The 12,594-nt window shown below is 46.5% G+C and carries 7 protein-coding genes and 7 pseudogenes; 9 read left to right on the plus strand and 5 right to left on the minus strand.

From position 1 onward, the window contains the following. Positions 1 to 8 precede the first annotated feature (8 nt). The 4 genes and pseudogenes from DES37_RS17340 to DES37_RS17350 all read left to right on the plus strand — a co-directional run. Positions 9 to 1,094, plus strand: a complete 1,086-nt coding sequence (locus tag DES37_RS17340) for a pectinesterase family protein (protein ID WP_110027031.1) — start codon at positions 9 to 11, stop codon at positions 1,092 to 1,094. A 20-nt stretch (positions 1,095 to 1,114) separates the two neighbouring features. Next, complete coding sequence (locus DES37_RS17345) at positions 1,115 to 2,818, plus strand: pectate lyase (protein WP_110027033.1); 1,704 nt, start codon at positions 1,115 to 1,117, stop codon at positions 2,816 to 2,818. Between the two features lie 173 nt (positions 2,819 to 2,991). Further along, entirely contained in the window at positions 2,992 to 3,201 is a 210-nt protein-coding gene (locus DES37_RS25515; protein WP_146211533.1) for a hypothetical protein, read from the plus strand. Then, positions 3,165 to 3,434, plus strand: a pseudogene (locus DES37_RS17350) (DDE-type integrase/transposase/recombinase); the annotation flags it as partial. The gene DES37_RS25515 and the pseudogene DES37_RS17350, both read left to right, overlap by 37 nt. Here DES37_RS17350 and DES37_RS17355 read toward each other — a convergent pair. Further along, positions 3,364 to 4,356 (minus strand): annotated as a pseudogene (locus tag DES37_RS17355) (IS3 family transposase); the annotation flags it as partial. The pseudogenes DES37_RS17350 and DES37_RS17355 overlap by 71 nt on opposite strands. Before the next feature lie 66 nt (positions 4,357 to 4,422). Between DES37_RS17355 and DES37_RS17360 the strand changes: the two are divergent. Continuing rightward, a complete protein-coding gene (locus tag DES37_RS17360; RefSeq protein WP_110027034.1) occupies positions 4,423 to 5,445 on the plus strand; it encodes an IS110 family RNA-guided transposase in 1,023 nt (340 codons plus the stop codon). Between the two features lie 222 nt (positions 5,446 to 5,667). On the opposite strand, the pseudogene DES37_RS17365 reads toward DES37_RS17360, so the two are convergent. Further along, a pseudogene (locus DES37_RS17365) lies at positions 5,668 to 5,784 on the minus strand (transposase); the annotation flags it as partial. A 78-nt stretch (positions 5,785 to 5,862) separates the two neighbouring features. Between DES37_RS17365 and DES37_RS17370 the strand changes: the two are divergent. Next, positions 5,863 to 6,096: pseudogene (locus DES37_RS17370) on the plus strand (IS3 family transposase); the annotation flags it as partial. 393 nt (positions 6,097 to 6,489) lie between these two features. Here the strand turns inward: DES37_RS17370 and DES37_RS17375 are convergent. The 3 genes from DES37_RS17375 to DES37_RS17385 are packed head-to-tail and all read right to left on the minus strand — an operon-like array spanning position 6,490 to position 10,196. Beyond that, complete coding sequence (locus tag DES37_RS17375) at positions 6,490 to 8,124, minus strand: ADP-ribosylglycohydrolase family protein (protein WP_110027036.1); 1,635 nt, start codon at positions 8,122 to 8,124, stop codon at positions 6,490 to 6,492. Positions 8,125 to 8,133: 9 nt separating this feature from the next. After that, the gene (locus DES37_RS17380; protein ID WP_110027038.1) at positions 8,134 to 8,799 is read right to left on the minus strand and encodes a DarT ssDNA thymidine ADP-ribosyltransferase family protein; all 666 of its coding nucleotides are present in this window, start codon (positions 8,797 to 8,799) and stop codon (positions 8,134 to 8,136) included. Further along, positions 8,796 to 10,196 carry a 3'-5' exonuclease gene (locus DES37_RS17385; RefSeq protein ID WP_110027039.1) on the minus strand — a complete coding sequence of 467 codons (1,401 nt, stop codon included), beginning with the start codon at positions 10,194 to 10,196 and terminating at the stop codon, positions 8,796 to 8,798. The genes DES37_RS17380 and DES37_RS17385 overlap by 4 nt, the downstream gene beginning before the upstream one ends. 327 nt (positions 10,197 to 10,523) lie before the next feature. Between DES37_RS17385 and DES37_RS17390 the strand changes: the two are divergent. From DES37_RS17390 to DES37_RS17400, 3 pseudogenes are all read left to right on the plus strand, one after another. Next, a pseudogene (locus DES37_RS17390) lies at positions 10,524 to 10,837 on the plus strand (transposase); the annotation flags it as partial. A 209-nt stretch (positions 10,838 to 11,046) separates the two neighbouring features. Further along, positions 11,047 to 12,041: pseudogene (locus DES37_RS17395) on the plus strand (IS110 family RNA-guided transposase). 5 nt (positions 12,042 to 12,046) lie between these two features. Continuing rightward, positions 12,047 to 12,594: pseudogene (locus DES37_RS17400) on the plus strand (IS3 family transposase); the annotation flags it as partial.

The raw sequence follows: 12,594 nt of genomic DNA on the forward strand, positions 1-12,594 counted from the left end.
GTGAATTAATGACACGTTCATTTTTGCCTGCCACCTGTTTTGCGATGGCGATGATGGCAAGTAGTGCGGCTCATGCCAGCACCTGGGATGCCATTGTGTCTTCCACCGCTGGCAAAAACCATTACAGCTCTCTCCAGGCGGCGTTAGAAGCAGCGCCGGAGCAAGGTAAGCCCTGGCGTATTTTGATTAAAAACGGAACCTGGCATGAGCGGCTGGTCATCACTAAGCCAGTCACGCTGGTGGGTGAATCCCGGGAGCGCACGATTATCGAAGCCAACACCCCAGCTGGCGCGCTCGATGCCGAAGGGAAAAAACTGGGGACGTTCCGCACCAGCACTGTTGAAGTGGCAGCTTCGGGCGTGACACTGGAAAACCTGACCGTGCGTAACAGCTTTGATTTCCCGGCAAACAGTGCCTTAGCGGAGGGCGACCCCAACAAACTGAAAGACACCCAGGCGGTGGCATTAATGGTTGATGAAAATGTTGACCTGGCGCGGTTTCGCAAGGTGCGCCTGGAAGGTTACCAGGACACGTTCTACAGCAAAAATGGCAGCCGCAGCTATTTTACTGACTGTGAAATTAGCGGCCATGTGGACTTTATTTTTGGCGGCGGCATTGCGGTGTTTGACCGCTGTACCATTATTGCCCGCAACCGCAGCGATATCGCCCCACCGCTGGGGTATATCACGGCACCCAGCACGCCCCGGGATGCCCACTTCGGCCTAGTGTTTCTCAACAGCCACCTGACCAAAGAGCCTGGCGTTCCGGCTGGCAGTTTTGCGCTGGGGCGGCCCTGGCACCCTACCACCACCTTTGATGACGGGCGCTACGCTGACCCAAATGCAATTGGCACCGTCGCGTTTATTCACTGCGACATTGATGACCATATCTATGGCTGGGACAAAATGTCCGGCAGAGATAAACAGGGTGACAAGATCTGGTTTTACCCACAAGACAGCCGGTTCTATGAAGTGGATAACACCGGGCCGGGAGCCGGGCAGGGTGGCGAACATTACCAGCTATCGCCCGATGACGCCGCCCATTATGACCTGCACGATATTTTCACTGGCTGGAGTGATGCACTTTTGCATTAACAGAGCACAAGGAAACAGCAATGACAAAATTCTCTTTGATTGCGCTGTGTTGCGCAGGTTTTTTGGCAGCCGGGGCACATGCTTCTGCGCGCATTGATGTAGTAAAGCAGTATGCAGATACGGTACTGGATAAAGCAGCCGATCACTACCATGGTGACACCCCCTCGCCTTTGCTGGCCGATGGCGTAGACCCGCGAACCGGCCAGCAACTGGAGTGGGTATTCCCCGATGGGCGCCATGCGGTGTTATCCAACTTTTCAGCCCAGCAAAACTTTATGCGGGTACTGGTGGGGTTAACGCAGCTCACCGGCGACCCACGTTATGCTGAACGCGCGCAAACCCTGGTGCGTTACTATTTTGACCATTACCAGGACAAAAGCGGCCTGCTTTTCTGGGGTGGGCACCGCTTTGTGGACTTAAAAACCCTGCAACCCGAAGGGCCGAGCGAGAAAGAGTTGGTGCATGAACTCAAGAATGCCTACCCCTTTTATTCGCTAATGTTTCAGGTAGATAAACCCGCGACAGTTCGGTTTATTCATGCTTTCTGGAATGCCCATGTGTACGACTGGAAAACGCTCGAAACCAGCCGCCATGGTGAGTACGGTAAAGCCATGGGGAAATTATGGCGCAATGATTTCACCCAACAACCGCCGTTTTTCGCCACCAAAGGGCTCAGTTTTTTAAATGCCGGTAATGACCTTATTTATTCAGCCTCCTTGCTTGCCAAATATAACCAGGAGCCAGAAGCGCTGACCTGGGCACTACGCCTGGCGCAGCAATATGTGTTACCGCGCGATAAGCAAACCGGCCTTGGGGTTTACCAGTTTACCCAGCCGTTGAAACGGGCGGAAACCACCGATGACAGCGACACCCATTCCAAATATGGCGACCGCGCTCAGCGCCAGTTTGGCCCGGAGTTTGGGCCGGATGCCCTTGAAGGCAATATGCTGCTTAAAGGGCGAACCAGTACCCTCTATTCTGAAAACGCCCTGATGCAACTCCAACTGGCGGCAGACCTGGGTGCGCAAGGCGACACATTAAAAACATGGACGGTGAACGGGCTGAAGGCGTTTGCCAAATACGCGTATGACGCCCGCAACAATACCTTCCGGCCGATGCTGGCTAATGGCACGGATTTGTCTGGCTACACACTCCCGCGGGATGGCTATTACGGCAAAAAAGGCACAATGCTGAAACCCTACCCGGCGGGCAGTGAGTTTCTCCTCTCTTATGCACGCGCCTACGCGGTAGAGCCCAACCCGGACTTGTGGGCCGTTGCCCGGGGGATTGCCCTGGCAAGGGGCCTTGGCGATATTGGCGTGGTATCCGGGAAAGCAAAATTAGACCTGAATACCCGCAATCGTGATCCATACGCAATTTTTGCCCTGATTGATTTGTGGCGTGCAACCCAGGACAAACAATACCTGGCTGTGGCTGAAAAAGTTGCGGATAACATTATTGCCCACAACCTGCATCACGGTTTCTTTATGGACAGCCCTGATTTGCAATATGCCAGTATCGACAATATCGACCCTTACGCCATTCTGGCGCTGGAGGCCGCTCTGCAGAATAAACCTGATGCCGTCGCGCCATTTATTAATGGAGCCGGGTTTACTGAAGGCGCTTACCGGATGCCGGATGGCAGCGCCCGGGTTTCAACAAGGGATGATGAGTTGTTCCGCCTGAAAATTGGCGGGCAATTACTACCGAACGGGAAAAAGTAACCGTAACAACGGTGATGATATCCCCGGGTGACGTCAGGCTGGTGATTCCTGGCGTTACTCTCTTTATCACACGGAATGTGGTGATGGGCGTGAGCGGGTTGCTCACGCTTTTTTTCTGTTTACAACAAAACTGATTCTTTGATAACCCGGCGTGCACCCAGGTACACACCAACATGGTCTGCCGCATTGGGCGTTTTGATACTGAAAAACACCAGGTCACTGCACTGTGTCGTGTTGGCAAGTGGGGCATGCTGGTGGAATTTCTCCACCAGCGAGCTTATGGACGTAAGAAAGGCAGATATCCAGACAGACGGAAGGTTAACCAGGATGCCAGCATGGTCGTTGGCAGGCTGATGAAGACTGGCTGTATCTGGCGGTGGTGATTGATCTGTGGTCCCGTACCGTTATTGGCTGGTCGATGTCCTCACGAATGACGGCGAAACTGGCCTGCGATGCGTTACAGATGGCGCTCTGGCGGCGTAAATGTCCGGAAAATGTTATCGTCAACACGGATCGTGGCGGGCAGTATTGTAAGCATACCTATTTTAGTTCCACGCACTTTTTGAGATTTCTGGGGTTTCGGCCATCAGCCGGTACTCTTCCGGCGTCAGGTTGTTCAGGGATTCATGAGGCCGCTCGTTGTTATATTCCATCAGCCAGCGCTCTGTAATTTCCCGTGCTTCATTCAGTGTTCTGAACAGGTAAAAATCCAGAATTTCTGTCCGGTATGTCCGGTTGAACCGTTCGATAAAAGCGTTTTGTGTTGGCTTACCCGGCTTGATAAATTCGAGCTGCACGCCATGTTCTAGCCCATTGTGCCAGCGCCAGTGAGACCAGTTCCGGTCCGTTGTCCATCCGCATCTTCAGCGGGTAGCCGCGGTTTACCACGATCCTGTCCAGCACCCTGACGACTCGCTGAGCCGGGATATTCAAATCGATTTCTGTCGCCAGAGCTTCACGGTTAAAATCATCCACCACATTGAAGGTCCGGAAGCGTCTGCCGCAGACCAGCGCGTCGTGCATAAAATCGATGGACCAGCTCTGGTTCATCGCCTCTGGCGTCGCCAGCGGAGCCGGATTACGCACCGGAAGGCGCTGTTTTCCCTTACGGCGAAAATTCAGTTTCAGCAGGCAGTAAATCCGGTGAACGCGTTTATGGTTCCAGGCGTTACCCTGCCTGCGCAGCAACTGAAACAGCTTCTTAAAACCATACCGCGGGTAGCGCTCCGCCAGCTCAGTCAGCACCTGAATCACCGGTTCATCACGCCGGGTATCGGGCTGGTAAACATAGACCGTCCTGCTCAGCGATAACGTCCTGCAGGCCTGGCGGATGCTCATGGCAAATTGTGCCGTCAGATAGCTGACGAGCTCCCGCTTTATCGCTGGTTTTAAAGCTTTTTTTCGATAACATCTTTCAGTGCCCGGCATTCAAGGCTGAGATCGGCAAACATCTGTTTGAGGCGCCGGTTTTCATCTTCCAGGTCTTTCATCTTCTTGATATCAGACGCTTCCATACCGCCAAACTTTGCTTTCCAGTTAATGGGATGGACTACCTCCACCCTCTGCGCTTAACTGAATAAAATACATTCAGCGGGAGAATAACCATGACTATCAAATTTCTGGGTATCGATTTGGCTAAAAATGTTTTCCAGCTTTGTGGACTGAATCAGGCCGGAAAACCGGTATACAGTAAACGGGTTTCGCGAAAGATTTTGCTCCAGACCGTGGCCAACATCCCGGCTTGCCTGATTGGAGTCGAAGCTTCAACAGGCGCATTTTACTGGCAACGTGAGTTTGAAAAGCTGGGCCATAATGTCAAAGTTATTAGCCCTCAGTTTGTAAAACCTTTCGTCCGGGGGCAAAAAAATGACGGGAATGATGCGCAGGCTATCGGCATTGCCCTTATGCAGCCGACGATGCGATTTGTTCCCCCCAAAAGTCCGGAGCAACAGGATATTCAGGCCCTCCACAGAGCCCGACAACGCATTGTTAACCATCGTACAGCAACTGTCTGTCAGATCAGGGGATTATTACTGGATCGGGGGTTCACTATTGGTGCAGCTATTTCCAGAGTAAAGCGTGCCGTTCCTCTTATTATTGAAGATGTTGAGAACGGATTAAGTACCAGGATGCGTAAAACAGTCGCTGAGCTCTTTGATCTGTTTATGGATTTGGGACGTCGTATTACTTTCTTTGATAAAGAAATAGAGGCCATATTCAGACAGTCCGAACCCTGCCAGCGTATTGCAAAAATAAAAGGTATTGGTCCCAAAACAGCGACAGCTGTGGTAGCTGCTATAGGAAAAGGCTCAGAATTTAAGAATGGCCGCCACTTTGCCACCTGGCTCGGGCTTGTCCCACGACAGTATTCGAGCGGAGACAGACAGGTACTTATGAATATGACTAAAAAAGGCGATAAGCATTTGAGGACCTTGTTTATCCATGGGGCCAGGTCCGTCGTCAGGGTTGCAGAGAATAATAATGATAGTGCAATGAATCAGTGGGTTAATCAATTAAAAGAACGAAGAGGCGCTAATAAAACTACTGTTGCAGTCGCAAACAAGAATGCCCGGATTGTCTGGTCGATTTTGAAAAATAATACAGAATATCAATCTGTTGTGATTTAAAGCTTGCCGGAAAAAGTTGCAGAGTATTGAAAAATGGTGACAGGTTGCACCTGCACAATCGGAACCTGACTATTATATTGGCCTCAGAGGCCGTCCAGTTGTTGAGGCGATTGTGTGCGGATTACCCATTTGGGCACAGGTCAGTATCCCTGATGCCGGATAGATGTAAGCAACAACCTAAAACCAGATTCAGTACTTGCAAAACGGAGGTAGTCCATAGATGTAATAGCTGGCTTCAGAGATACCGGCTTCACGGCAGACATCCTTAACGGTACGTCCGGCTTCGACGGACTTCAGCACGGCGATAATCTGGTGTTCGGTGAATCGGGCTTTGCGCATGGCGATCTCCTCAGAAGGACATAATCAGTATGTCGGAAGATCTCTAAAAGTGAATGGGCCGTTTTGCAGGGATGCTTACACAACCTGCGCGGTAGCATGAGTGCAAAGGGCTGCTGTTACGATAACGCCTGTGCGGAAAGCTTCTTCCACTCACTGAAAGTGGAATGTATCCACGGGGAACACTTTATCAGCCGTGAAATAATGCGGACGACGGTGTTTAATTATATCGAGTGTGATTACAATCGGTGGCGGCGTCACAGTGCCTGTGGCGGTCTCGGCCCGGAACAGTTTGAACACGAAAACCTCGCTTAAGGCTGTGTCCACATTACGTGGGTAGGATCACCTCACTTAACGAGTGTTTGTCAGACACTGGGATGTATTTTAAAAAGTGGAAATAGATACCAAATATATTATATTCTTCTAATCGGGCAGAAATGAAATGCATCATTGATGTTTTGAATAAGTTCATGAAAAATCCAGAATATCGAACTGAATTATTATCTAAATTAATTATTGAGACGAGAGAAGAGGTTTTAGATGCGGTGAGGAACTTATCAATTCCTACGGAGAGTATACATAATTTAATAGAACCAAAAGTTTAAGGTATGTTTTTATGTTGGTAAGTTTACATACTTTAAGTTAGAGCAAGCTTGTTATTTTGTTTGATTTTAAAGCCCAATGGATATTTCATTGGGCTTTACATCATCAATGTTTTTTCTTTCTTGCAATAAAAGCTTTACCTATGATAGCCGCAAAACCAATACATGACTCAAGGCCTTTTTTATCTGCAAGCTCTATTAAATAATGTCCAATTTTTTGTTCATTAAAACCTTCCTTTATTAAAAGGTTGGTGATTTCATCAAGATCTAACCTATTATTTTCCCCAATATCATAATCAAATGAACCTTGGAGGACTGTGTTATGAAGTTGAGTCTCGAACGATAATGTCGGAGGTTCAGTTTGTTGCATTGGTTCAATATTACTTAAGTCTGGTGCGTTAATTGTTTTTATGTCACCAATTTTACTTTTAATTAAAATAGTTTGTCCAAAAACAAGTTTCAACCATTGCCAAGAATGCATTTTTGTAGTCCAAGCTTCACTCTGTAGTACATGAGCTTTCCCAAGACCTAAAACATAATGTTCGCCATGGCTATTTTTTGCCAAACTATCACTTTGAGTTTGTGGAGCGTTCCATTTATTTATATTGGGGTAATTGAAATTAGTAGTTGCTTTACCTTCAGATATTTTATTCAGTCGTATAGATTCATCGATTATATATTTGCTATCCTGAATGTCCCATTTAGGCATATCATTATAACATCCAAAAATCGCCCCAGCCATGCTTGCAATAGAATCAGTATCAGTACCTAAAGTATTAACGCAGGCAATGACAGCTTCATAAGGAGTGGTGTCTTTAAAAAAATGGCATAGAAGGCTGCTGGCAAGAGCAGTGTTCGTTGCTGCACCCCTTCTTGATTCTTTGTCACACTCTAAGGCACTTATCGCAACCTTATATTTACTTTCTGGATCGCTAACATTATTAGAAGCAGTAACGGCTTTTGCTAAGAAATTCTTAGTTTCAATTATAATACTATTAACTTCGTCAACAATGTTTTTATTGCTTATTATTTCCCAGTTAGGAAGCCAGAAATTTTTCAGCTCATAAATACTGTTAATAATGTCGGGTATTTTTGCCAAGCCGTCTATTATATTTTCAAGTTCGGAAACATTTGAAGGTCGGTCGTTAATTAGAGCATATTGCAAAGCATCTGCATGTAAAATTGCTCCGCAAACTGCAATGAGATGTCCGTGGGTAACAAGAGAGTCTTTAACAACTGATACAGTATATGCCTTTTGAGACAAATTTTTACAGCTCCAAACATGAGGTTGTATTCTCATGGCTGTACCATTACCACCTGCGTTAATGTATTCAGTACCATCGCTTTTATAGAAATTAGAAAACCAAGTAATATCCTTACGCATAAGATGGGATGCAGCCCATTTTGTTGCACGTCCAGCACCTAATGCATAAGATAACCAAACTGGAAGTTCAATTTTAGCGAATGACTCAATATCAAACTCACCGTTATCTCTGATTGCTCTCGATACAGCTAATCTTAATTGAGTATCATCGGAATAAGTTCCTGCAGGTAGACTTACAGTTACACCTGAGTATCCACCTATTTTTCTATTCCAACTGACTGGCTTCAATAAATAGCTATCACCTATTCTACGCTTTAATCCATTCTCATCGGTAAGTTCTGAAATCCAACCGATTGCATCACCAGCTGCCGCCCACAGTGCAGAGTTTATCGTTTTTTGCTCTCTGATTATGTTCATTTCACCCTCTTAAAAAGTGTTAGGCACACCGGAAAACTTTTCTGGGCAAATAGTAACATTTACCTGGCCAAAACCCAAGCTAACTAACGTCCCGTGTATCGAAGCTGCTTGTTCTCGATCTTGAACATATACACGTTGAAGAAAACTCATATTTAGCGGGTTTGGATATAAAACTTCTGCTTGTTCACAAGTTGCAAGGTGCATTGGCCTTCCATTCCGGGCAACGACGTTACCACTCCAGCGTGTCACTCTATCATTAAACATTGCAAGCATCCCGCTAAGGTCTGTTGCCCTTGATACCCCTGTATATATATTGTTAGTGGTTGTGAAATATACACCAGGGTGAGTTAAGATCACTGGGTCGAAAGACATAATACACCACCATCGATCAAGGCATGTGTATCTGTTCCTGGCTGAACGAAAATAATGAGTGTTTATCTCACTGATAGACATATTTATGTAATCTAACCAATTTTCGTCTTTGTTAAATGTATCTTGTGCCTCTTTGCGTTCGGTAGATACAGGTGTTGCTATATGACTTAGATATTGCTCTTCATCTAAAGCCTTCCTTGAAAGTACTAATTTAGCACTTGCACACCCGGTTAATCCTCTTTCGGTAGTAAAATGCAAGACCTCTGTTATTCCATTTCTACTAATGAATTCCTGAATGGTCATGATAATGTCACCTCATCAAATGTTCCATCTATGAAATAATCTACTAAATCTGTTTTTTCTGATTCTTTATATCCGATGATAACTGATTCTCTTGCTCTGCTGATTGCCATAGCAAGTAATCGCCGTAATTGTTGTAATTTATCATCAGTTTCTTCATCTTGATGTTGCATATTAGCTACACTTAGTCCCAAAATAATTACATGGTCGAATTCAAGTCCTTTTGCTGAGTTCATGGTTGATAATGCAATGTTTTCAGGGCCTCTTGACCATATTTTGTTTTTGGTGATGGTTATGTAAGGTAGTTTCCTAGTATTCAGTGCTTTTTCAATTTCTGAAAACCAACCTCCACCTTTTGGCTTAAGAAAAGCAACAGACTCTTTGCTGAGGTCAACCTTTTCTTCTATATAGTCAAGAGCATATTTTAATTGCTGTGAATATAGTCCTTTACATACAACTGGCTTTGGACCATGTCTCGTTGCCTGCCTGAAATCGCTGATACTTCCATCATCATCAATTGTTAAGCCATGTGTAATTGATGCTGCAAACTCTGCTATTTCAATTGTATTTCTATGATTTTCACCCAGCCTGAAATAAGCTGCATTCCTCATGTCTAATCCAGTTTCAGTCCAAGTGAAACCTCGTGGATATAACCGCTGTATAGTATCTATAACAAAAGTTAGATAATAATCATCACTCAAATTGTTCAATATGGCTCTAATTTGATTTGCAGAGAAGTCCTGTGTTTCATCAACAACAATGATATCGTAATTAAGGCATGGGTTACTTATCATCTTTTCACATTGAGTATGCCAGTCATCTAAACCACGATTATTGAGATACTGTTCGTACTCTCTTATAATATCTATTAACTGCTGACGAGTGGTTCTTGTTACCTGGGGAGATAAACCCCGCCCCGTTCTCTCTACTGTAAGATATCTTTCTAATTCATTACTGCGAAATCGCCCGCGAGCATAATCAATTTCACCAAGTATAAAGTCGATATCATAGCCTAAATCAGTACATCTTCTGCATAGATATGAATCACGCTCTCTTTCTTCAATCAAAGAAGTTCCAATATATCGTCTCGCCCAGTTAGCGAATGTATCATTTTCAACTTCGACAGGGATAGCACCTGTTTGAATACTGTCATTTATCAAGCCTTCAATATATCCTGACAATGTTCGGTTAAAAGAAAGAACTAAGGTTTTAATTGGGTTTCGATTGTTATCAATTCTTCTCCGGAATGATAGTGTGTTAACTATAGCGGTCAATCGAAGTAAAGCACTTGTGGTTTTTCCACTGCCTGCAGCACCACGAATAACAACAACTCCAGATATATTCCGACTAACTATAGGTAATTGTTCTCTTGTTGCTTGATGATTAGATAAAATTTTCAAAATTTTCTCCTTCTACTTTTAACGGATTCCCACGAAGAATAGTTGTTGAATCAACAACAAGTTGCAGTGGTTTGTGAGTCAGGTATCAACTTACATAATTTCAGTCAATTCTTATTCTTTTACTACTTTATCATGGGTTTTGTTTGATTTAGATCGCATAAAAGCAGTGAGGTTAGGATTTTCTTACTTACTATAAAATAACTGTACTAATCACCCTGACCAGAATGGGCCATAAACACGGCCACACCGTAGAGGTTGAATGATCCTCCCCACCATTAGTGGACACGCAACTAAGTGAGTAAACTCTCAAGTAAGAGGTGATTACTCATGACAAAACCAGCATCAAACAGCAAAACGGCACGTAAACAGTACACCCCCGAATTCCGCGATGAAGCCCTGAAACTCGCTGAACGCATCGGTGTTGCTGCCGCCGCTCGTGAACTCAGCCTGTATGAATCCCAGCTCTACAACTGGCGCAGTAAACAACAGCAACAGATGACCTCCTCAGTGCGCGAGAATGAACTGGCGGCCGAAAACGCACGACTCAAGCGCCAACTGGCGGAGCGCGATGAAGAACTGGCCATTCTCCAAAAGGCCGCGACATACTTCGCGAAGCGCCTGAAATGAAGTATGTCTTTGTATCCTGAACTGTGTAGTCGGTGATGGTTAGCTACCCTCACCAGGAATAGGGTCAATTTGGTATGTCTTTGAAGGTCCGATCTTGAGCGATAGCGTAGATCCCCTGTTCCACCTTTCACGCCAGCATTAACTTTGAACGGTTGCCAGGAGCTCAGACTCCGGATGAACAAGGAAAATGGGCGTGATGGTTTATATGTGAAAGGAGATACGTATGATTCAGTTAGGAATTGATGTTGGTAAAAGTAAAATCGACTTATGTCTGAAATCCGAAGGGCCAGATGGTCGCAAGAAAACCAAAGTGCTTAACAACGGGCCTGATGTCGCAGTAGAAGTTCTGGAATGGTTGATGCAGAAAAAGGTCCCCATCTCAGATGTACAGGTGGTGATGGAACCCACCGGTACTTACCATGAATATCTGGCCTACGGCCTTTATGACCGTGCGGTACGCGTCGTCATAGCCAATCCAGCGCGTGTTCGCGCATTCGCGCATTCGCGCAGGGCATGGGCATTCTCACCAAAAATGATACCGTGGATGCTGATGTGCTGGCCCGCTACGGTGCCCTGCGGCAGCCTGAAGCCTGGCAACCTCCCTCTCCGGCCATCCGCGAGCTCAAGGCGCTTATCTGCAGACGAAATGCGCTGGTGCATGATGTGGGACGCGAGCAGAACCGGCTTGAGAAACTGGCGTCGGGACGGTGCTCACCGCTTGTTTATGCGTCGATCAGAAAGATTCTGGGCACACTTAACTACGAGCTGGAGGCCGTCGGGAAACTGATTGATGATCACATCAACAATTATCCTGATCTGAAACGGGATATAGCGTATCTGACCTCGATAACAGGGATAGGTCCGTCCACAGGTAGTACGATGTTGGCCGTGTTGCGGGGCAATCACTTCAGTAGTGCGAAGCAGGCAGCATCATGGCTGGGTGTCGTCCCCAGAGAGAAACGTTCCGGCAGCTCGGTGAATGGCAGAACGCGAATGTCAAAAAGCGGGCCCCCAGAAGTAAGGGCTAAACTCTTTATGTCAGCAATGGTTGCGATCAGACACAGCGTATATTTCAAAACATTTTATGATCGCCTGATATCGGGAGGGAAAGCAAAGATGTCAGCCCTTGGTGGAGTAATGAGAAAGCTGGTACATGTCTGCTACGGTGTCCTGATGAAACAACAGAATTATGACGAAAATTACCTCGCGGCAGTTTGACGTTTAAGACGGTTGCTATTGAAAAGTATCAGGCTGAATTCAGCGTCAAAGCCATGTGCCGTGTTCTTCGGGTTGCCCGAAGTGGCTGGTATGTCTGGCGCAGGCGTCATTGTCAGATAAACCTGCGTCAACAGTTCCGGCTCGTTTGTGATGAGGCTGTCCGCAACGCATTCGATGAAGCAAAACAGCGCTATGGTGCGCCACGCCTTGCTGATGAGTTGCCGGAATACAATATTAAAACCATCGCTGCCAGCCTGCGTCGTCAGGGATTACGGGCGAAAGCCAGCCGGAAGTTCAGGCCGGTCAGTTACCGTGAACATGGTCTGCCGGTATCGGAAAACCTGCTGAAGCAGGACTTCAGCGCCAGCGGTCCGAACCAGAAGTGGGCCGGTGACATCACTTACTTACGTACAGATGAAGGCTGGCTGTATCTGGCGGTGGTGATTGACCTGTGGTCTCGTGCCGTTATTGGCTGGTCGATGTCCTCACGAATGACGGCAAAACTGGCCTGTGATGCGTTACAGATGGCACTCTGGCGGCGTAAACGCCCGAA

It is taken from the genome of Mangrovibacter plantisponsor, from assembly GCF_003182475.1.
Lineage (GTDB): Bacteria > Pseudomonadota > Gammaproteobacteria > Enterobacterales > Enterobacteriaceae > Mangrovibacter > Mangrovibacter plantisponsor.

Bases quoted from the DNA above. Each gene is read 5' to 3' on its own strand.
- DES37_RS17345 (WP_110027033.1), top strand. From the start codon at position 1,115: ATGACAAAATTCTCTTTGATTGCGCTGTGTTGCGCAGGTTTTTTGGCA.
- DES37_RS17375 (WP_110027036.1), bottom strand. From the start codon at position 8,124: ATGAACATAATCAGAGAGCAAAAAACGATAAACTCTGCACTGTGGGCG.
- DES37_RS25515 (WP_146211533.1), top strand. From the start codon at position 2,992: ATGGTCTGCCGCATTGGGCGTTTTGATACTGAAAAACACCAGGTCACT.
- DES37_RS17360 (WP_110027034.1), top strand. From the start codon at position 4,423: ATGACTATCAAATTTCTGGGTATCGATTTGGCTAAAAATGTTTTCCAG.
- DES37_RS17380 (WP_110027038.1), bottom strand. From the start codon at position 8,799: ATGACCATTCAGGAATTCATTAGTAGAAATGGAATAACAGAGGTCTTG.
- DES37_RS17340 (WP_110027031.1), top strand. From the start codon at position 9: ATGACACGTTCATTTTTGCCTGCCACCTGTTTTGCGATGGCGATGATG.